The organism is Paenarthrobacter sp. MSM-2-10-13, from assembly GCF_011605365.1.
Taxonomy (GTDB): Bacteria; Actinomycetota; Actinomycetes; order Actinomycetales; family Micrococcaceae; genus Arthrobacter.
In genome coordinates, this window is record NZ_JAAOXO010000001.1 from 454616 (window position 1) to 475697 (window position 21082).

18 protein-coding genes, 1 other RNA gene and 1 pseudogene are annotated in these 21082 nt (G+C 60.0%); 14 read left to right on the top strand and 6 right to left on the bottom strand.

Annotated features, from left to right (window positions below; all coding sequences use genetic code 11):
- Positions 1 to 89 precede the first annotated feature (89 nt).
- From HAV21_RS02140 to HAV21_RS02160, 5 genes are all read right to left on the bottom strand, one after another.
- On the bottom strand, positions 90 to 3173 hold the full coding sequence (locus HAV21_RS02140) for a chitobiase/beta-hexosaminidase C-terminal domain-containing protein (protein WP_166840147.1): 3084 nt from the start codon (positions 3171 to 3173) through the stop codon (positions 90 to 92).
- Positions 3173 to 3700 carry a hypothetical protein gene (locus HAV21_RS02145; RefSeq protein ID WP_142938662.1) on the bottom strand — a complete coding sequence of 176 codons (528 nt, stop codon included), beginning with the start codon at positions 3698 to 3700 and terminating at the stop codon, positions 3173 to 3175. Before HAV21_RS02145 ends, HAV21_RS02140 begins: the two co-directional genes overlap by 1 nt.
- Before the next feature lie 84 nt (positions 3701 to 3784).
- The gene (locus tag HAV21_RS02150) at positions 3785 to 4576 is read right to left on the bottom strand and encodes a hypothetical protein (protein ID WP_223940533.1); all 792 of its coding nucleotides are present in this window, start codon (positions 4574 to 4576) and stop codon (positions 3785 to 3787) included.
- A 142-nt stretch (positions 4577 to 4718) separates the two neighbouring features.
- Positions 4719 to 6065 (bottom strand): hypothetical protein, encoded by a 1347-nt coding sequence (locus tag HAV21_RS02155; protein ID WP_142938577.1) that lies wholly within the window; start codon positions 6063 to 6065, stop codon positions 4719 to 4721.
- 285 nt (positions 6066 to 6350) lie between these two features.
- Entirely contained in the window at positions 6351 to 9092 is a 2742-nt protein-coding gene (locus HAV21_RS02160) for a GH25 family lysozyme (protein WP_208095775.1), read from the bottom strand.
- Between the two features lie 282 nt (positions 9093 to 9374).
- Here HAV21_RS02160 and HAV21_RS02165 point away from each other — a divergent pair, with 282 nt between their 5' ends.
- The 14 genes and pseudogenes from HAV21_RS02165 (at position 9375) to HAV21_RS02230 (ending at position 20661) form a co-directional block, all read left to right on the top strand.
- On the top strand, positions 9375 to 10598 hold the full coding sequence (locus HAV21_RS02165) for an ATPase, T2SS/T4P/T4SS family (protein ID WP_166840151.1): 1224 nt from the start codon (positions 9375 to 9377) through the stop codon (positions 10596 to 10598).
- Positions 10598 to 11452, top strand: a complete 855-nt coding sequence (locus HAV21_RS02170) for a type II secretion system F family protein (protein ID WP_142938580.1) — start codon at positions 10598 to 10600, stop codon at positions 11450 to 11452. Before HAV21_RS02165 ends, HAV21_RS02170 begins: the two co-directional genes overlap by 1 nt.
- Positions 11449 to 12390, top strand: a complete 942-nt coding sequence (locus HAV21_RS02175) for a type II secretion system F family protein (protein ID WP_142938581.1) — start codon at positions 11449 to 11451, stop codon at positions 12388 to 12390. The genes HAV21_RS02170 and HAV21_RS02175 overlap by 4 nt, the downstream gene beginning before the upstream one ends.
- Positions 12391 to 12484: 94 nt before the next feature.
- Positions 12485 to 12724, top strand: a complete 240-nt coding sequence (locus tag HAV21_RS02180) for a hypothetical protein (RefSeq protein ID WP_166840153.1) — start codon at positions 12485 to 12487, stop codon at positions 12722 to 12724.
- Positions 12725 to 12732: 8 nt separating this feature from the next.
- On the top strand, positions 12733 to 13158 hold the full coding sequence (locus tag HAV21_RS02185) for a TadE family protein (RefSeq protein ID WP_142938583.1): 426 nt from the start codon (positions 12733 to 12735) through the stop codon (positions 13156 to 13158).
- Between the two features lie 157 nt (positions 13159 to 13315).
- Complete coding sequence (locus HAV21_RS02190; RefSeq protein ID WP_308196338.1) at positions 13316 to 13705, top strand: hypothetical protein; 390 nt, start codon at positions 13316 to 13318, stop codon at positions 13703 to 13705.
- On the top strand, positions 13702 to 14157 hold the full coding sequence (locus HAV21_RS02195; protein ID WP_142938585.1) for a pilus assembly protein TadG-related protein: 456 nt from the start codon (positions 13702 to 13704) through the stop codon (positions 14155 to 14157). The genes HAV21_RS02190 and HAV21_RS02195 overlap by 4 nt, the downstream gene beginning before the upstream one ends.
- Before the next feature lie 97 nt (positions 14158 to 14254).
- Positions 14255 to 15373, top strand: a complete 1119-nt coding sequence (gene prfB, locus HAV21_RS02200) for a peptide chain release factor 2 (protein WP_142938586.1) — start codon at positions 14255 to 14257, stop codon at positions 15371 to 15373.
- Positions 15374 to 15570: 197 nt separating this feature from the next.
- Positions 15571 to 16335, top strand: a complete 765-nt coding sequence (ftsE, locus tag HAV21_RS02205) for a cell division ATP-binding protein FtsE (RefSeq protein ID WP_017198501.1) — start codon at positions 15571 to 15573, stop codon at positions 16333 to 16335.
- A complete protein-coding gene (gene ftsX, locus HAV21_RS02210) occupies positions 16332 to 17246 on the top strand; it encodes a permease-like cell division protein FtsX (RefSeq protein WP_142938587.1) in 915 nt (304 codons plus the stop codon). The genes ftsE and ftsX overlap by 4 nt, the downstream gene beginning before the upstream one ends.
- A gap of 55 nt (positions 17247 to 17301) precedes the next feature.
- Positions 17302 to 18717, top strand: coding sequence for a M23 family metallopeptidase (locus HAV21_RS02215; RefSeq protein ID WP_166840155.1), 1416 nt, complete (start codon positions 17302 to 17304; stop codon positions 18715 to 18717).
- 76 nt (positions 18718 to 18793) lie between these two features.
- On the top strand, positions 18794 to 19264 hold the full coding sequence (gene smpB / locus HAV21_RS02220) for an SsrA-binding protein SmpB (protein WP_017198498.1): 471 nt from the start codon (positions 18794 to 18796) through the stop codon (positions 19262 to 19264).
- A gap of 98 nt (positions 19265 to 19362) precedes the next feature.
- Positions 19363 to 19731: a transfer-messenger RNA gene (gene ssrA, locus HAV21_RS02225) on the top strand.
- Positions 19732 to 19907: 176 nt separating this feature from the next.
- Positions 19908 to 20661, top strand: a pseudogene (locus HAV21_RS02230) (trypsin-like peptidase domain-containing protein).
- Between the two features lie 23 nt (positions 20662 to 20684).
- Here HAV21_RS02230 and HAV21_RS02235 read toward each other — a convergent pair.
- Positions 20685 to 21059, bottom strand: a complete 375-nt coding sequence (locus HAV21_RS02235; RefSeq protein ID WP_223940528.1) for a hypothetical protein — start codon at positions 21057 to 21059, stop codon at positions 20685 to 20687.
- Positions 21060 to 21082: the final 23 nt, after the last annotated feature.

The following is a 21082-nucleotide window of genomic DNA, read 5'->3' on the forward strand; positions in this document are numbered from 1 at the left end:
AGCAGCTTCGCCGCCCATGGCAGACAAAAGGGGTGCACCGGATATTCTCCGATGCACCCCTCGAAACAGCAAGCTACGTCCGGCCCCTATCAGGGGAGCGAAGTGAATCCTTGCCATCCGTTGCCGACCTGGCCCCAGGCCAGCCAGCCGCCGGAACCGTTGCCGGGATAGAGCCACAGATTGCCGTTGGCATCCCGGGCGAGGACATCAGCTTTGCCGTTGCCGTTGAAATCGCCAGGTCCGAGCAGCGCCGTCATGCCACTCCATCCGCTGCCGATCTGCGTGCGCGTTCCCCAGCCGCTGCTGCCGTTGCCTGGGTAGAGCCACAAGCCGCCGCCCGTATCCCGGGCAATGACATCGGTCTTCGAATCACCGTTGAAGTCGCCGGTGCTGAAGATGGCATTCATGACGTTCCACCCTGCTCCGACCTGGGTCCGGCCGGCGCTGAACTTACCTAGTCCGTCACCCTTGTAGAGCCACAGCACTCCGGAGGCATCCCTGGCCAGGACATCGGATTTGCCGTCTCCGCTGAAGTCGCCCGGTGCCAACACGGCCGTGAAGCCGCTCCAGCCGGCACCTACAGCTTCCGCAGGTTGCCACCCACCTGCGCCGTTGCCCCTGAAGAGCCAGATCTGGCCCGACGCATCCCTCGCCAGCACATCGCTTCGTCCATCGCCGCTGAAGTCCCGCGTGGGGATGATCAGGTTGTAGTTGTTCCACGATGTACCGGTGTTGACCTTGCCCAACCAACCGCCGGTGCCATTGCCCGGATAGAGCCACAACGTACCAGCAGCGTCCCTGGCGAGGACGTCATTCTTGGCGTCGGAGTTGTAGTCCTTCCAAGTGTTTGCCGGCGCCGCTGGAAGTGTGTACGTCTGCGAGGCCACCGCGGATTGGTTCCCGGCAGCATCAACCGCGAAGTACTTCACCGTGGTAGTGGACGCCGGAGTAACTGTCACCGTCGTGGTCCCGGAGGGGCTTGAAACGGTTGGAGTGGAGTTGTCCGTGGTGTAGTAGATCTTCGCCCCGGACTCCGTAGTCAACGTGACCTTTTGACCAAGGGTGAGCTTTCCGCCCAAGGGGCTTGCAGTCACCGTTGGGGCGACGTTGTCCAGTACGTACACCTGGGATTGAGGTGCGGAGGCATTGTTGGCTGCGTCCACGGCAATGTACTGGATGGTCTTGTTTCCCATGGTGATGGGACCAGTGTAGAGCGTGCTGGCAGCGGTGGGAGTGGTGCCATTGTCCGTGTAGTAGATCTTGGCATCGGGCTCATTCGCGGTCAGCGTGACCTTGGTTGCAGGTCCGTACGTTCCGCCTACGGGACTGGCTGTCACCGTCGGTGGAGTCGTGTCAGCTACGAAGACCGTGAAGTTGACGCCCGCAACAGTGGTGTTGCCTGCCCCGTCCCTGGCCTCTACCTCGAACCTCTTTGGTCCGTTCGCGATGTCCGCGTAGACCTTCGGCGAGGTGCATGCGGTAAAGGCATCGGTTCCCAAGCGACAGCGGAATCCCGCCACGTCCGGGGAGCTGGAGCCAAATTGGAACTGGTAGCCAGCACCTACGGTAGCTCCGCTGGCCGGAGCTGTGATGGCCACCTGGGGGGCGGTCAGATCAGCTGTCACTGTTTGTGCAGCAACGGGGCTGACGTTGCCGGCCCGGTCTGTACTGCGGATCCTCAAAGTGTGCGCACCTTCTGTGGTGAGCGTGAAAGTGTCTCCGGGTACACAAGCCTGGAAAGCGGCGTCGGCCGTCGAGTCGACTGAACAGGTGAGCGCTGTTCCCGGCTCGAACGTGGCACCCAGGACAGGTTTACCGTTGACTACCTGTCCACTGTTTGGAGCGGTGAAGACAGGCGCAGCAGGTGCGACCGTGTCCACAGTGAAGCTCCTGGACACCGGGACTCCACCCGGGGCAGGCCTTACGGAGAAGGTCTGGGGTCCGTTGAGCAGTGCAGCTGACGTATACGTTCCGCCTGTGCAGTTCACCCACGTGCCGCCCATTGAACATTCCAAGGCACTGCCGGCCGGTTCAGCGGTCACAACGAACGTTGGTGTGGTGTCATTGGTGAATTCGGGGTTGGGGGCCAGTGCACCGTTGGCCAGCGTGGGTCCTGAGGTAATTTTGGCCACCGCGCCGCCAAGGATGCTGATACTGCCCCGGCCGGTACCCGGGGTTGAGCCCAGTTGTCCCGGATCGTCCAGGACCAGAAGTTGACCCCCACGCATGCCCAGGCCGCTGATTTTGCTGAATCCCAAGGCCCATTGGTTGTCGACTGCGCCGGTGCTGAGGTTTAGCCGCGATACCTTGTCTGCGCCCGCCGTGGTGCCGCTGCTCGTCCCTGTGTAGATAACGTGGGCGTCGTAGTCGTAGAAGATCGCTGAAGCGACGCCTACGTTGTAGGAGGTCAACGGTACGTAATCTGTCATTTCACCGTTGCCCGGAGCGGAGAATGCCCGGAGGCCACTGGTTTCGAGTACATAGACACTGACGTGTCCGTTGCTGTCCCAGCCTGCTGCAACAAGGCCCAGCGCCCGAGTGGTGACCGATGCGATGGATTCGATGCTCGGATGCATGATGGTCGGATCAACGATCTTGATGATGGAGCGGGCATTTGCGAAAGACAGGTAAATGTTGCCGTCAGGGCCGTCGGAAACTGCATTGGGACGAACGTCGCCATCGAGGACCGTCAGCGTACTGCTGTATTCGAAGAGGTCCAGCGGCGGATTCCACACTGCCCGGACAAGATGTGAACTCCCCACAGCGGAGTCGGGGATGAATGCTGTCTCATCACCGTTGCCTATGGATCCAGGCGTCGGATCAAGGACGATGGAGACTCCTGGAACCTTGGGTCCTGGCCCGGCATCGGGTGAGGTTCCGCCCAGGCACGTGTCCTGTTCAATGGTGCCTGCATTTCCGTTCACTGGTTCGGACATCCGGCAGAAACCGGCCACGCTGTCTGAAACCCACATCCGCCCAATCGGGTCCAGCACCGTCCCCGCCGGCTTGGTAAGCCCGATCCCAATGATTTGTTTCTGTTGGTCTGCATGGGCTGGGGTGCTTGAGACCACCGCCGACATACCTGCCACCGTCAGAAGAACCGCAGCCAATGCTGTGATGATCTTGTGTCCCCGAAGCCGCCAACCGGCGTCGTTCCTTTTTTGCTGTTCCATCACGCCACTTCCTTCAGCCACTTGGTCAGGACTGCGGCCTGAGGTGCCATGGGGGCCAGCGTGAGCGCTCCCTTAACAATGGGAACTCCACCAAGCCCATAGAGTGCGGTACTGATGGTTGGCGGATTGTTTCTGGTGCAGGCTTTGATAATCGCAAGACAAATGTCAGTGCGCGCGCCGGTGGCTCCGGCTTCTACAGCGACATTAACCGCGGCATTTTCTTCCGCTTCCAATACTTGGGGCTGAGGGCCCACATAAGTCACTACGACGTCGGAGAATTTTTTGTATTGGGTGTTTGCCCAAACCTCTTGAAGGCTCGACAAGATGATGAGCGGATTCCCGTTGGGTCCGCGACACTCGAATTGATAGCGCTTTACTGGTTCAGGTCTTTCGACGCGTGGTTTGTCGGCATCGCCGGCATTCGTCACGCCCAGTTTGAATGGCTCAACATTTTCAACGACCTTGACCGAGCAGCCTGTAAGAACGAGACCGGCTAGGCCAAGCTGGACGACAACGCGTCTTGGCATGTCCACCGAGGGATCCCCACTTCATTCGGATGCTCCCCAGCTCCGCATGCAGTTGGATTTTCGCCCCAGCCGTTACCGGCTGCATTACTCCATCTTCTCCCAAATTCCGCATTTGTCACTAGTTAGGACGTCTTTTTCTTCAAGGATTATTCCGGATTGTCCTTCTGCTGCCCCGCCCGAGGCCTTTTTGCTGCCATCAGAGGCCGAGACCGACCAGGTGCAGGCCTCGGGCGGGGTCTTCCGGAGCTGGAACTTCCCCGGAACCAGGCCGCCGTCGGCTACTGCATACTCGCCGTCTGCAGCCCGTTCGCCTGATGCCCAGAGCCCTATGATTCTTCCTTGTGGTGCCCTCGGGCAAAGCTCACTGGCGGCCTGCAGCATCTGCCGGCTGCTTCGTCCGAAAAGCTCTGACGCAGCGTCATCGCTGACCCGCGTGCATAGTGCCAGTGCCGTCAGGTAGGTGTCGAGACCTTCTGACGGAGTAATGCCGGGCTTTGCCAGGGAGATGATCCTTGCTTCATCCTCAGTGGGTTCGAAGGGAAGGGGGCCTTCAAAGCTCGCGGTGCATGAAGACAGCCGCACATATTCTGTCGAAGCCCACACCTCGGCAAGGCTTGAGTACGTAACATCCGGAACAGCCTCGTTGAGGTTCGAGCACGTATAGAGAAACCGGCCCGAATCATCAGGGGCACCGGCACCCTGGCCGCTGCCACTAGCTGCTGTGGTGGGTTCGGGATCCGACGCTGGCGATGAAGGAGTTGAGCTCGGAGGTGCCGACGCGGAGGAAGGGGCGGTAGGGGCGGGCGGTGCTGTTGGCCCGGAGCATCCGGCAATCAGCAGTATCAGCGCCGCAGCGGCCGGGTACAAGGTTCTCATGATGACCTCCACCTCCATGGTTGTCGTACCGCGAGTGCCGGTCAATGAATTTGCCCCGGAATCGGGTATCGATACCGCTACAAAATGGTGCAACCGTCGAAGGCCCTGCTCCTTGGACCAGGGCCTTCCACAGTGATGGTTTTCAGGCGAACATCGAGTTCAGGGTGTTGATGACCGTTGCTTCAACGCCTGTTGTTCCACCCCGGAAGTGGCCGATGTGTCCGTAAACGGTCATGGAGCCTCCCGCAATGCCCGGATGGTCAGGATCCCAGCCGCCCTCGTAGCTGCCCCCGGATGAATAGGGTGGCAGGAACTGCGCACTGGGGACGTAGTAGCAGGACTCGTTTCCGTAACCACCAACAATCACTCCGTTGGCGCCTCCGAATCTTCCACGGAAGTATGCGGCATAGCCGCTGACCAGCTCTCCACCGACGATTCCGATCCTCAGCTGAGGGCTGCCCCCGAACTTCCACACCTGGAACGGGCAGACAACCGACGTCTCATAGCTGCCGCTATCGATTCGACCGATCATGACTTGGGCATGGCGGCCGTACCACGCCGGGTTTCCGTCCAGATTGGGCAGACGGGAAGCGTAAGCGGCGCGTACCGCTGCCATGTTCCCGGCCGTGGGCGTGATGTCCAGCGGGATCTGCACTTCCTGATAGCTGGTCTGGAGGGGGCTGCCAATGGACCTTCCCGGTGTTTGCATGGCCCGGTCAACAGCAGCGCCGAGGGTGGTGGCATACTCATCCCTCAGCTCCCAGCTGGGCACTCCCATGGGGTTCTGGTCTCCAGCCGCTCCCTGGAGGAACAAGGCAAAGCACTCGGGGTTGGTGTTTTCGATGTAGTTGCATGCTCCGGCGGGATAATCGCCGTCGAAAAGCGTGCGCATACCAGCGGCCACAGGGTGGCAAGCGTAGTTGAAAATAACCGCAGCGGCGTTGCCGTTTGGCTTGCGCGCGACGATGACCGGAACAGTGTTCTCAAGATAGGGCAATCCCACCCTGTTGTACGCGATGCTGGCAGTGGTGACTTTGTAGTCCAAGGTGACCGGCGTCTGGGCTGCGTTCAGCGCTTCACTGGCAGCCTGTACGAGATCGTTCTCCAAATGCTGGCTGTACGTCTCCACCATGGACAGATCCGACAACCCATAGCACATGAACGGATGCAGGGTGTCCACCACGGCCGGTCCGTTGTGGGTGTGCGTGGACTGGATCAGGATGTCGCCGTTGGACCAGCCCGCCAGCGCCAGGATCCGTTGCCGGGCCCGTTGGTGGATAGACCTGGGGAGGGCAAGAATGTCCACGCTCATGATCAGGTTGGGGGAGCCGTTTTCCCACAGTACGATCGCACGAACCCACAATGATTCGTAGGGTGCACTGCTGGTGGCCTCCCGGCCGCCGTCGAGAGTCCCGTACCCCGCCATGTAGGGATTGACGTCAAGCGGCGGCGAAATGCTGACCTTGGCCGTTGAAACGGTAAACGCCATGAAAGATCACTCCTTGATTGTGCGCATTGGTGACCTTCGTTTGCCCCCAAACAAAGCCCGTTTCCCGAATGCGCTGAACAGCCAATACGTGAGACCACCTTCATTAGATCACGCAACCCCGTGATTTAGACCCCGTCCTTCGACCGAAACATTATTTGTTTCCTTTAGAGAGTTTTTCCAAATGCGAAAGGACCTGCACGCTCAATTATGGAGCGTGCAGGTCCTTCTCAAATTCCGGGACCTCAGCTGAGCTGGGCCGATCCGGGGGGCCAATCCGGCGGGGGCCTAACCGGCAGGGGTGAAAATTTTCAGAGCGCCCCAATCGGTGCCCACCCTGGTGGGCGTGCCCCAGCTTCCCTTCTGTCCCAGAGGGTAGTAACGCAGATCGCCGCCAGTTGTCCGTGCCAGGATTCCGGTGGACCCGGCTCCGGCGAATCCACGGATGGCTCCATAGCTGTTGATCACGTTCCAGCCGACCCCCACGGTGTTGGCCGGTTCCTGCACGAATGATCCACTGCCATTTGATCTGTAGAGCACCAACTCGCCGGCAGTATTCTTGGCCAGCAGATCCATATTCGAGTCTTTGTCGAAGTCCACCTGGATGATGCTCAAGCCGGACCAACCCGTACCAATCTGCACGCGCGCTCCCAATCCTGCGCCGGACGGGTTGCTGATATGGAATAAACGACCTGAGGGGTCGTATCCTACGATGCTGGGCCTGGCATCGGACTTCTTCCACGAACCCACTGTGAGGGTCCAGTCCTTCCAGCCGGTGCCGAGGCTGATCGGGGCCCCGTAGCCACGACCCTTGAACCCCGGGTAGACGCTGAGCCGCCCGTCATTCCATTGCGCAAGGATGTCCAAGGCGCCGTCTTTGTTCCAGTCTGTCAGGAAACCTGCCTTTAGGCCGGTCCACTGTACGCCGATAAGTTCGGCAGGCAGTAAGGAAGTGGAACCTGATCCCGGGTATCGGTACAGGTTGCCGTCCTGGCGGGCAGCGACGACGTCTTGCGTGTCGACTCCCAGAGTTGCCTCGACGTTGACAGGCGCTCCACTGATGACGTTTGCGTCATTCCAGCCCACGCCGATGAGGAAGCGGTTACCCCAGGACTCGGAGACCGCAGGATAGTAGTAAAGGTCGCCGTTGGCGGTTCGGGCTTGAAGTCCCTGCGAACCGGCGCCGTTGAAACCGGCTGCGGAGCTCACCGATGTCATGGCAGACCAGCCGTTTCCAATCACCCGGCTCGGTTCGGCAAAGAACGAACCTACGCCGTTTGAACGGTAGAGGCGCATAGTGCCATCGTTGGTTCGGGAGACGATGTCCTGGTTGCCGTCACCGTCGAAGTCCAATTGGTTGAACTGGTGCCCACCGAATCCGGTCCCGATCAGCACGCCGCCGCTGAGGGCGCCCGCGCCGGCATTCGTATAGCGGTAGAGGTTTCCTTTGCCATCCTGCCCAATAACACCGGGATATGCGTCCTTGGAGTTCCACCATCCCACGGTCAGCGACATCTCCTGCCACCCTGTTCCCACGAGTATCGGAGTGAGGAAACCGCCGCCCGACGTTCCTCTGAAGACTTGGAGCGAGCCATCCGACCATTGAGCGAGGATGTCCTGGACGCCGTCCTGGTTCCAGTCAACGACGTGGACGGATTGCGCGGTTCCCCAACCGGACCCTATGGCTACCGGCCCTGTGATGCGGCCCTGTCCGTCCGCCGGGAAATTGTCCAGGCGCCCGGAGGGCATGACGGCGAGTAGGTCGGCCCCGGATCGGATCGAAGGGCTGGAAGGGCGGGAGGCGCCTCGCGCGAAGGTTCGAAGCTGGTCATAGGTGCCATTGAAGATGTTTGAATCACCTTCGAAGGGACCGGTGCTGCTGTACTGCCACATGGTGTAGTTGTCCCAACTGACGGGCATGTTCCCGGGCGAGTTGGTGGGGTTGTTCCAATAGGAGGCGAGCCACAGCGGATAGTTTCCGAAGGTCGGGTTCCCTACGCAGGTGTTCCACCAATCGGTGGTGCTGTAAATGACAGGGAAGCGGCCGGTGAGGGCCTTGACGGTGTTACCAAAATCAGCCGCCCATTGTCCGAGCTGGGCTTTAGACATGTCGTAGCAAGTGTTGCCGAAGTAGAAGCCGTTGATGGTGCGTCCGGCGTAGGGGTTGTATTCGATGTCCAGGACGGGCGGGAGGGTGTAACCGTCGGCAGTCCAACCGCCACCGTTTGCCACGAAGTACCTGGCCTGGTCCGCGCCCGATGACCAGTTGGGGATAGCGAAGTGGTAGGCGCCCCTGACCATGCCTACGTCACGGGAGCCGTTGTACTGCTGTGTGTAGTTTTCATTGAGGTAGTAGTTGCCTTCGGACGCCTTGACGTAGGCCCATCGGGAACCTTGGTTCCATTGGCTTTGCCAGTTGACGTTGCCCTGGTGGGCGCTGACATCCTGCCCGGCGATGCCGATGGTTGGGCGCCAGTGACCCGGGTCGGCCGCCATGGGAACCACCGAATTCACTGCTCCGCCTATTGAACGTGCTCCCGAAGGCGGTGCACTTGCGCTCTGTTGCTTTGACGACAACACCCTTGGCGATCGCTGGCCCATTTCAGCGCCACCGGCCGGAATTGCTGCCCGCATGGCCGCTTTCATGGCATCGGCATTGGGTGCGGTGCCAGGCGTTGCCTGGGGCGTCGGCCGTTGGGCTTCACCCTGCCCCGAGGACTTCGAGGCTTGCGGCGGTGCAACAGCTGGTGAAGGTTCGACGGCGGGCAGCGGCTCTTGCTGGTTGGGCACCGCCGGATTACCCGGCAACTCGCTGCCGGGGGCCGATGATCCGGAGCCGTTTCCGGCCGGGCGGGGACCCTGCGATGGCGAAGTGTCCTGGGCTTCCGACTGCGGAGCCGGTTGCGGTCCGGGGGTCTGGGCCCCTGCAGGCGCCCCAAGGCAACTTCCCCCCACCAAGGCGAGAATGAGCGCCAGGGCTGCACGTGCCAGCGGGATGCGGCGGACCGGGTCCATCGACTTAATGTTCATTTTCACATCCGGCCCTGTACCGCGGCTCAGCGGCGCATGGGGTGGCTTGCGGACAAGCTCCAGGGCGGGCGCTTGCGCATGAGACCAAAGGCCAGCTCCTAACGGGCTTACCCTAACATTCCGAAACTGGAGTGACTAGTGGGATTGACGATGCTGAGGTGACAGTTGGTGATAGTTATCCACATGCGCTTCACGGCAACTTGAGGCCCCGAATCCGCTCGCCTAGCGTGAGAACTCGAGATGCGCCTCTCGTTTACGTGCTCGCGATCATCGGGGAAAGATGTGGATGCTGTAAAAATCGTCGAAGGAGAAGTCCGGGAGCTCATACGACGCCGCGGCTTGGATCCATTGGAACAAGCCAAGGACGTGCGGCTCCTAGTGGACGCCGCAGTCAACGATTACGACGAACGGGCATTACTGGGCCCGCTGCCTTCGCTCGGACAGCTCGAGGCCGCCCGACAACAAATCTTTGATGCGGTGGCCGGATTTGGCCCCCTGCAGCCACTTCTGGATGATCCCGGAATTGAAGAGGTATGGATCAACGCGCCGCACGAAATCTACGTGGCCCGCAATGGGGAGTCCGAGCTGACGGCCATCAGTCTTAGTGAGCAGCAAGTGCACGATCTTGTTGAAAGGATGCTCAAGAGTTCCGGGCGCCGTGTGGATCTTTCGTCCCCTTTTGTGGACGCGGCCCTTCCGGACGGTTCCAGATTGCATGTAGCGATCCCGGACATCACCCGAAAGCACTGGGCTGTTAACATCAGGAAGTTCATCGCAAGGGCAAGCCGGCTCGAACATCTGGTTGAGCTCGGCAGCCTGACACCCCAGGCTGCCAGATTCCTGGGAGCGTCGGTAGCCAGCGGATTGAACATTCTGGTGTCGGGGGCAACCCAAGCGGGGAAGACCACCATGTTGAACTGCCTGGCTTCAAGCATCGGTTCCCGTGAACGCGTCATCACTGTTGAGGAAATCTTTGAGCTACAGCTGCCTCTGCGCGACGTGGTGGGTTTGCAATGCCGCCAACCCAACCTTGAGGGTGAGGGCGAAATTCCTCTGCGGCGGCTTGTCAAGGAAGCGCTCCGAATGCGTCCTGATCGCTTGATAGTAGGAGAGGTTCGCGAAGCGGAAAGCCTGGACATGCTCATTGCACTGAACTCAGGCTTACCCGGGATGTGTACTGTGCACGCCAATTCCGCCCATGACGCTGTCACCAAGATCTGCACCCTCCCGCTCTTGGCCGGGGCTAATATTTCAAGCGCCTTCGTGGTGCCGACTGTCGCATCATGCATTGACCTCGTAGTGCACTGCGGTCGTCATTCAACCGGGCGCAGGCAGGTGACAGAGATCCTGTCCCTGGGACGGAGGGTGGAGAACGGGATCATCGAGTCCTCCGGAGTTTTCGGGATGGTTGCGGGGCGGCTGCAGCCCCGGGCCAACTCCATGCCTGCAGCGGAAAAGTTTGCGCGTGCAGGCTTTGACGTGGCTGCCCTGCTGGAGTCGAACTGATGGCGCCTCTCCTGGGGATCATCGCCGGCTTGGGAGTCTTTCTCGTGTGGTGGTCCACGTGGGTCCAGCCACCCTCTGAACCCAAACGACACAGACCCCGACGCCTGGACCTTCTCCTGATGTCAGCAGGAATCGAGAAAGTTTCCGGTGGCGGACTCCTGCTAACCTGCGCCGGATTTGGCCTCTTTGCACTGCTTGCGTTTTATGTGCTGACAGGATCCCCGCCAATTGCACTGTGTTTCGCAATTTTCGGCTCCTGGGTTCCTTTTGCCATTGTGCGTTGGCGGGCGGGGAAGCGCAGGAACGCACTGCGGCAGCTATGGCCGGACGTAGTGGACCACTTGCGCTCAGCGATCCGTGCCGGTCTCGCACTACCGGAGGCTTTGATACAGCTGGGACACAACGGGCCCGAAGAACTGCGGGAATTGTTCCTGGATTTCGGGTCCGACTACAGAGCCACCGGCAATTTTGAGGCTGCGGTGAACAAACTCAAAGAGCGCCTCGCTGATCCCGTGGCCGATCGCATCATCGAGGCCTTGCGAATGACCCGCGAAGTGGGCGGCTCCGACCTCGGGCGGATGTTGGGGACTTTGTCGGGCTTCCTTCGTGATAGCGCACGGACGCGTAGCGAGCTTGAAGCCCGTCAATCATGGACCATCAATGCAGCCAGACTCGCCGTAGCCGCGCCCTGGATAGTTTTGGTGGTCATGACAAGCAGGCCTGAAGCCATGCTTGCGTTCAACTCCGGCATCGGCGCCATGGTGTTGCTTGGAGGCCTTGTGGTCTCTGCTTTCTGCTACTCCGTGATGCTTCGGGTCGGCGCCTTGCCAGAGGACGAGCGGGTTTTCGGATGAACACGTCAACCGCTTTAGCCTTGCTGTGCGGCCTGCTTCTGGGTGCCGGATGCTGGTTAATCCTGGCGAGGCTCCCGTTCATGCGGGGAACGAGGTTCTCCGAGCGCATCGAACCGCAGTTGAAGTCGCAGAATCTCGAATCACGCCTTCTCCGCAGGCCCACGCACAATCTCACGCCGTTTGGACCCCTGGAACGAATACTCCGGCCTATCATCCGCGATGCGGTCTCCTCCATGTCCCGCTTCAACGTAGGCTCCACCGCCCTTGCAAAGCGCCTTGCCCGTGCCGGTTCAACTAAATCAACGCTGGACTTCCGGGCCGAGCAGCTTCTTTGGGCCGGAGTCGCTTTTGTGCTTGCTGTCATCGTGGTTGTTGCCGGCGCCAGTGCCGGCCGGTTCAGCCCGGTGGTGTCCTGCATCTCGGTCATCGGAAGCGCACTGGGCGGTTACCTGTTGCGCGACTATCTGTTGGGGCAGACGATCAAACGACGCGAATCAAGGATGTTGTCTGAGTTTCCCAGCCTCGCGGAGTTGATGGCGCTCGCCGTCGCTGCGGGGGAGAGCGCAATGGGCGCGATGGACAGGGTAAGTCGGAGCTCCAACGGTGAGCTCTCCGGGGAGTTCGCCACAATCCTGGCGGATACACGATCCGGTAAGCCCCTGACTGAGGCGCTCCAGGCTTTCTCGTCAAGGGCGGAACTGCCACCTTTGGTCAGGTTCATCGACGGACTGGTGGTGGCTGTGGAACGCGGGACGCCCTTGGCAGACGTTCTCCGGGCGCAGGCGGCGGACGTCCGCGATGCCGCACAGCGGGAACTCATGGAGTCCGCGGGGCGAAAAGAAATTGCCATGATGGTGCCGCTCGTCTTCGGAGTGCTGCCCCTGACCGTAGTATTCGCCGCTTTCCCTGCTATCGCTGCATTGGAAATGAGCCTTTGACGTCCAGCCATCAAGCCAACTAGGTAGTCGCTTAACGCGCCACGCTCCAAGACGCCACAACACGTCAACACTTCTCGAAACCTTAAGGAAAATCATGAAACAAAGTGCACGCAAACTGTCCGTACTATCACTCCTGCTGCTCGGCTCCTCTTGGTTGTTCGGGCTGATCACACGCAGAGCGTTGCCGCTGCGGAGTGACCGCCAACGTGGTGACGTACCGGGCTGGGTGATGATCACCCTCATGTCCGCGATCCTCGTGGCAGGACTTCTTGCCATCGCCACGCCGGCGCTGAGCGACCTCTTCAATCAGGCAATGAGCAAGGTAGGCAAGTAGCGCGCGTGATGGAACGTGCTACATGGATCACCCACGACCGTGTTTCCGTAGGGCCAGCCGGAGCCGCAAAGGAGCGCGGATCCGCGGTGGTTGACTTCGTGTTGGTTGGTGCATTGCTGACTATGTTTTTTATGTCGATTGTTCAACTCATGCTGGTCCTGCATGTGCGGAACACACTCATTGATGCAGCGGCGTCGGGTGCGCGTTACGGGGCGTTGTCGGACCGCACTTTCATGGATGCCCGGGCCAGGACCGCTGAGTTGATCGGTGGCGCCTTGAACCACGATTTTGCCCGTGACGTCACGTCGACTGAAGTCAGTATTGATGGGATACGAACCTTGGAAGTTACGGTGAAGGCACCCTTGCCTGTTGTTGGCCTGATCGGTCCTGGTGGGATGTTGGAGGTCAAGGGACATGCGGATCTCCCGGGTTGACGCGCCAAAGGCTGTGCTGGCCGCTTGCCGGCAAAGGGTGCGCCAGGCCTTGTGCTCGCCGGCCAGATCGCCTGGCGGCGCGTCTGATGGCTCTGCGACTCCTGAACTTCAGAATCCTGGACTTCAGAATCCTGAACGTCAACGGGGAAGCGCCGTCGTGGAATTTACGTTCCTCGCGTTGTTGCTCATGGTTCCTGTGGTCTATTTCGTAGTAACCGTAGGTCAAGTCCAAGGCGGATCCTTTGCGGTGGTGGGTGCTGCGGATCAAGCAGCAAAAGTCTTCGTGACTCAATCGGACCCGGCCATGGCGAGGATTGCGGCGGAGCGTAGTGTGCTCCTTGCCCTCAAGGACTACGGTTATTCGCCCGAACTAGCGAGCGTGGCGATCGAGTGTGATCGTGCGGTTTGTTCGTCGGCGGGTACAACGGTGACTGTGACGGTAAGCCTGGACGTTTCGCTGCCTCTAATGCCGTTCGGGGACTCGCTGCAGTTGAAGGCAAGCCGACTCAGCGCATCAGCGTCGCAGGTTGTGGGGCGTTACCGGTGAGAGTGGTCTCGTCGAGGAGCGGGGCCTCGGAAGAAGGCCAAATAACGGTTCTCATTGTTGGCTTCGTCCTCTTGTCCCTTCTCCTCGCCTCGGTGGTGATGGCTGCTTCCACGGTCTATTTGGAACACAAGAAGCTGCTGTCCCTGGCTGACGGTGCCGCGCTCACGGCAGCGGATTCCTTCGTGGCGGGAGACGTCGGTGGAGCTAGTTTCCCCTCCCCCTCCTTGGTCGAAGCGAGAGTGCTGGCCGCAACGGAGTCGTACCTGAGAGCTGGTAATGCCGGATCCCGGCATGAAAACCTGGCTGTCGCGGAAGGTACCGGAAGTGAGCCTGGCGGGACTGCCGTAGTGGTCCTCACCGCCGTCGTGCGCCCTCCCGTGGTCAGTTTTCTTCTACCGGATGGGATTCTCATCGAGGCGAAAGCGACGGCCCGATCCCGACTGACCCAGTAATAATCCGCCGGGCGGGGAGCTATGGGGGAGTGCCCCACGGGCACGGGGTTAGGGGAGCCATCGGGGAGTGCAATGGATAGCGTACGCTGGGATGATCATGGCTGAAATTGATTTTCCCGCGGAAATCCGCGCACTTCGAGCAACGTACAGCTCCATTGAAAACGTCACCGATGTCGATGCCCTCAAGGCTGAGATCGCTGAGCTGAGCGAGCAGGCAGGGGCTCCGGACCTTTGGGACGATCCTGCTTCCGCCCAGGTCATCACCTCGCGTTTGTCGCACAGGCAGTCTGAAGTTGAGCGCCTGTCCAAGCTTGCGTCCCGTATTGACGACCTCGAAGTCCTTGTGGAACTCGGCCAGGACGAGGGCGACGAGGACTCCATGTCCGAAGCGGCCAAGGAACTTTCCTCCATCCGCAAAGCGCTGGCTGAGCTTGAAATTACTACGCTGCTGTCCGGAGAGTATGACGAACGCGAAGCCGTCGTCACCATCAGGGCCGGAGCCGGTGGCGTTGATGCAGCCGATTTCGCCGAGATGTTGATGAGGATGTACCTGCGTTGGGCTGAACGCCACGGCTATCCGACCACCGTCATGGATACGTCCTACGCTGAAGAAGCGGGCTTGAAATCCGCCACCTTCGAAGTGAAGGCCCCCTACGCCTTCGGCACCTTGAGCGTCGAGGCCGGTACGCACCGGTTGGTTCGCATCAGTCCCTTTGATAATCAGGGACGCCGTCAGACATCCTTCGCTGCGGTAGAAGTCATTCCCTTGATCGAGCAGACGGACTCGATCGAGATCCCGGATAACGAGATCCGTGTTGACGTCTTCCGCTCGTCGGGTCCGGGTGGGCAGTCCGTGAACACCACTGACTCCGCCGTGCGGCTGACACACATCCCTACGGGCATTGTGGTCTCTATGCAGAATGAGAAATCGCAGCTTCAAAACCGTGCGGCCGCCATGCGTGTGCTCCAGTCGCGATTGCTGCTGGTTAAGAAGGAACAACAGGACGCCGAAAAGAAAGCCCTGGCTGGAGACGTCAAGGCGTCCTGGGGCGATCAAATGCGCTCCTACGTCCTGAATCCCTACCAAATGGTCAAGGACCTGCGGACGGAACACGAAGTGGGCAACACCTCGGCCGTACTTGACGGCGACATTGATGACTTCATCGACGCCGGCATCCGCTGGCGTACCGGAAACCGAAACGCGGCAGCCAACTAGGAGTTGGGCTGCCTCATGTGAGCCACATGAACCACATGAGTCTTCGGATTCCGCGACACGCCTTTGAAAGCTGCGGAATTACAGTTGCCCCGTGCGTATAGTCGAGTGGCCGGTGCTCTCACTTCCCCCATCGAAAGCCCGCGCTCCGGCTGTTGGACTGGGCGGCTACGTCATGTCCGGCGGGGTTCTAAAGGGCCATGATCAGATTTGAGAATGTCACCAAGGTCTATGAGCAGAATGCCCGACCGGCGCTCGACTCTGTGAGCCTTGAGATCAACCGCGGCGAATTCACCTTCCTGGTGGGCGCTTCAGGCTCTGGCAAGTCCACCTTCCTTCGGCTGATCCTGAAGGAGGACAAAGCCTCGTCCGGCTCGGTGTACGTCGCGGGCCAGAACGTTGCCAACATTTCGAGTTGGCGTGTTCCAAAGCTTCGGCGCGGAATCGGTGTTGTCTTCCAGGACTTCAGGTTGCTCCCGCAGAAGAATGTGTTCGCGAATGTAGCTTTTGCGATGCAGGTGATAGGTAAGAGTCGCTCCATTATTCGGGAGACCGTGCCGGAGGTCTTGAAGACCGTTGGCCTGGAGGGCAAAGAACGCCGTATGCCCCATGAACTCTCCGGTGGCGAGCAGCAGCGCGTGGCGATTGCCCGCGCCGTCGTCAACCGTCCGGGCATTTTGCTGGCCGACGAACCGACCGGAAACCTCGACCCCATTACCTCAATGGGAATCATGGGCGTCCTGGACAAAATCAACCAGAACGGGACCACTGTGGTCATGGCAACCCACGACGACGACATCGTCAATGAAATGCGCCGCCGCGTGGTGGAACTTAAGAACGGCAAGGTTATTCGCGACGAAGCGAAGGCACTGTACACCTCGATGATTCCGGTGGTTGGCGAGTCGCGCCGGCTCAGGGATGCCAGCGGCGAGGAACTTAACCGTGCGCAGGGGGCACAGCTGTGAGGCTTTTGTTTATCCTGGGGGAAATCGGCAGTGGCCTGCGCCGGAATCTCTCCATGGTCATTTCCGTGGTCCTGGTGACTTTTGTGTCCCTGACGTTCGTCGGTGCGGCAGGAATGCTGCAGATGCAGATCAACCAGATGAAGGGCTTTTGGTACGACAAAGTCCAGGTTGCGGTGTTCCTCTGCAACGATGGCTCGACGGCGGTCGGTTGCGCTTCGGGTTCGGCCACCAAGGAGCAGCAGGCTAACCTGCAGGCGATGCTAGAATCCCCGGCAATAAAGCCGTATATCAACGATTTCCAGTTTGAGTCCCAAGCTGAGGCGTACAAGCATTTCAAGGAGCAGTTCTCCAATTCGCCCATTGTGGACTCCGTCTCTGAAGACCAGTTGCCGGCCTCCTTCCGCATCAACATGAAAAACCCTGAAAAGTACCAAATCATCAGCGAGACGTTTTCTTCGCAGCCCGGTGTTGAGACGGTCAGCGACCAACGGCAGGTGCTGGAACGCATCTTTTCCTGGATGAACGGGGCATCAGTTGCAGCCATCGGCGTGGCGGCGGTGATGATCTTCTGCGCGGTCCTGCTGATCACCACCACCATCCGGCTCTCGGCCTTCAGCCGACGGCGGGAGACGGGAATCATGCGGCTCGTGGGAGCATCAAAGATGGTGATCCAATTGCCGTTCATCCTTGAGGGTGTCATAGCGGCCGTGGTGGGGGCACTGCTGGCCTCCGTCACTCTCTGGCTGATGGCACATTTCTGGCTCAATGGTGATTTGTCGCGTCAGTTCCTGAATACTCCGTTCATCTCCTCGACCCAGGTCCTGGTGATCGCACCGGTCCTGATTGCACTTGGCGCCGGTTTGGCGGGTATATCTTCGCTGTTGACCCTTCGGCGTTACCTGAAGGTGTAACCGTGGATACCCGGAATGAAATAACTGCCATGCTGACAAGCGAAAAGGACTTCTGATGACCACGTTGGACCCGAACCCCCTGCGCCGGCGCTTTGCGTCAGGCCATGCTCGGTTTTTGGGGGCCGTCCTCGCTGTGGGCTTGGCAGTCAGTCTGCTATCGGGCGCGCCAACCGCAACAGCTGACAGCCTGGAAGACCAGCAAGCTGCCTTGGAAGCAGAATCTGCGCGGGTTCAAGCATCATTGGAGTTTGTTGATGCGAACATTGCAAAGGCTGCCGGTGATCTGGTGATCTACCAGGGCCGCCTTCCCGGAGCACAGCAGGCGCTGCTGGAGGCGCAGGGCAGGGTGGCCAGTGCGGTCAAGGAAGTCGAAGCTCTTGCCGCCAGGGTTGAACTTGCCCAGCAGAACAAGGCCAAGATTACTGAGCAGCTGGAGAGTGACAAGCAGAAAATCACCGACACCAAGAAGCTGATCGGTCAGATCGCCTCACAGGCGTACAAATCCGGTGGCGTCCCCACCAATATTGCACTGCTGTTCGGATCCAGTGAATCCGGCAGCCTGACAGAGTCCATGGACTTGGCTGATCAGGCCATGCGTAGCCAAAACGCGGCGATGACCAAACTCACCCAGCAGAACGCCACCAATGTGAACTCGCAGGCGAGGCTTGTTGCTGTTGAGGAAGAAATCCAGGACCTGAAGAGCAAGGCGGACGCCGCGCTGGAGCGCGAAAAGTCGGCAAGGGATGAAGCTGCGAGCAAAAAAGCTGAAGTCGACAAGCTGATTGAGGACACCACCCGCCTCAATGGGCAACTTCAGGCCGCGAAACCCGGCATTGAAGCCAACCTGGCCCGGGTAAAGGCAGAACAGAATACGATCGCCGCCGAAATCGTGGAGCGCGACCGGAAGCTGAGGGAAGCATGGGAAGCCGAACAACGGCGGATCGCGGAAGCAGCTGCTGCTGCCGCCGCTGCTGCGGCAGCAGCCCAAGGACGGCCTGCACCTCCTGAGCCGCCGTATTCTCCTCCGCCTGCCGGTTCGCCGTCGGCGTTTGGTCTCCGGCACCCGTTCGCCAGCGCTGTTCCCATTACCTCTGGTTTTGGCTGGCGGGCGACACCACCGGGCACCATTGATTTCTATGGCACCGGCGGTTACATGCACACAGGGATCGACTTCGGAGCGGCATGCGGCACGCCCGTCTACGCAGCCGCTGCGGGTGAGGTCTTCAATTCTGGTTGGAACTCTGCCGATGGCGGCGGATGGCGTGTGAAGATCTCCCATGGTGTGGTGCAAGGCAACTCTTTGACCACCATCTACTACCACAACAGCAGCATTGTGGTGGCGAATGGTCAGCAGGTTTCGGCGGGGCAACTCATTGCCTATTCGGGCAGCACGGGTAACTCGACGGGTTGCCACGCGCACTTCGAAACCTGGCTCAACGGTGCCGCAGTGGATCCCATGACTCTTCTCTAACGTGCGCCTGGCGCGCGGTGGCACCGCCGCGCTGGCGTACACTAGTTGAAATCCGCATCTAACAAGGAGTTCTACCGTGCCCAAGGAAAGTGGCCGTAAGGTAGTGGCCACCAATCGAAAGGCCCGGCACAACTACCATGTCCTGGATACCTATGAGGCAGGTATTGCCCTCATGGGAACAGAGGTGAAGTCCCTCCGTGAGGGCCATGCCTCCATGGTTGATGGCTTTTGCACCTTCTACAATGACGAATTGTGGATGGAGGGTATCCATATCCCGGAGTATCACCAGGGGAGCTGGACCAACCATGCCGCCCGCCGGCGTCGTAAGCTTTTGCTGCACCGCGATGAACTGGACAAGATTTCGCAGAAGATTCGTGAGTCCGGATTCACTGTTGTGCCTCTCCAGCTCTACTTCCTGGACGGCCGGGCCAAGGTGGAGATCGCGATTGCCCGCGGTAAGAAGGACTATGACAAGCGTCAGACCCTTCGCGAGCAGCAGGACAAGCGAGAATCTCTGCGTGAGTTGCGCGAGCGCAACCGCCGCTAAGTGGCATGTGTCCGGGGAATGATCCACTGCATGAATGCGTTATGATAAGTAGTCCGACGAGAGTTCAAAGACTCTTGGCGGGTTTGGTAACAAAATACGGGGATGATCGGTTTCGACGATGTTAGTCGCGACAGGTGAAGCGGGCCGAGGATGCAGAATTATCTCGTAAACGCTGTCTGCAAACCAATAAGTGCCGAATCTAAGCGCACTGACTTCGCTCTCGCTGCCTAAGCAGTAAGACAGTCCGTCAGCCCGGGGTTGCTATCGCCCCGGTTCCTGGCGTCATTTAGATAGCCACTGCTGTTTGCCTTCGTCATTGAGGTAAACGGGACTCTTAGATGACTGGGCCCGGATCAGCCACCTGTTCGCAGGATGGCTGGGGCCGAGAAAATCCGACGCGAACTGCGCCCGGAGAAGCCCTGACAAAACGACATCGGACGGGGGTTCAATTCCCCCCATCTCCACCCCTGAAAGCCCTCGGATCCTCGTGATCCGGGGGCTTTCCTTTTGCCGTCTGCAGGGTGCGTTCACCTACGGCGTAGCGCGTTCAGGACTACCGGCACCTGCTTGGCAGTTGTACTGGTTGGGCGCTTCGCTGAAGGATCGCGGTTAAGCGTGGCAGGGCGTTGGCAGGAGACACGTGATGAGCACAAATCCAGCATTTGAAGAGCAAGCCGCGGACGACCATGAAGCCTTGGACGCGTACTCCCGGAACGTCATACGCGTTGCTGAATCTGTGACACCCCACGTTGCCGGCATTGCTGGGCAATGCCGACACGTTGCAGGTAGGCCAATTAGTGATTGCCGTGGGCAATCCGCTGGGCCTGGCCGGTTCGGTGACCGCTGGCGTAGTGAGCGGCTTGGGGCGGTCCATTCCCGTGAGGGCAGGCGAGCACAGGCGGGTGATCGAGGATGTCATCCAAACCGACGCCGCCCTGAATCCGGGAAACTCCGGAGGTGCACTGGCCGACACAAGGGGGCGAATCGTGGGCATCAACACCGCCGTTGCCGGCCTCGGGCTCGGGCTGGCAGTACCAATCAACACCACGACGCAACGGATCATCGCGTCGCTGCTGAGGGACGGCCGCGTTCGCCGCGCATACCTGGGCCTGGTCAGCACGCCCATACCCCTCGATGCGAGTGCGGTGGTTAGGACCGGCCAGAAGGAGGGTCTGCGGGTGGTGGAGGTCATTCCGGGCTCGCCCGCGGAGTTGTCCGGACTCCAAGCAGGGGATGTGGTGTTGCGCGCGCAGGACCGAGCGGTTTCCAGCGCTGAAAGCCTGCAGAAATTGCTGTTTGCCGAGGCTATCGGCGAAACTTTCCCGTTGACGGTGCTCCGCGATGGCAAGGCCCTCCAGCTCACTGCCGTGCCATCCGAAATGAGTCAGCCGGCCTAGGAGTTCCCGGCTAGGCTCCCTGTTTAGCCTTGGTCCTTGCGGACGTCCACTACACCGACGAATCGGCTTCCGACGCCTTCATATTCGCTGCGTACGTCACCGAGGAAGAGTTCGGGCAGTTCGCTGTTCCGGTGGGTGCCACAGAAGACGAAGGAGAAATCGGGCCACCATTTCTTGGGGCGAACGGCCTCGGTGTAGCCGCACACAGCGCAGGTCAGATGGACCCACACGGGTCGCTTACCGGTTCGGTTGGCTCGGGACTGTACCAACCACGCTGGGGGGTTGTCCTGCATGTCCCTGAGGTCGGCCTCCGAGAGGCGGGACGGAATACCGTGGCGTTGGGCCATTTCCATCGAAATATCAAGGGCCAAGGCGGCATCACGTCTGCTAATCACCATTCAACGATACGGGACTTCCCCGG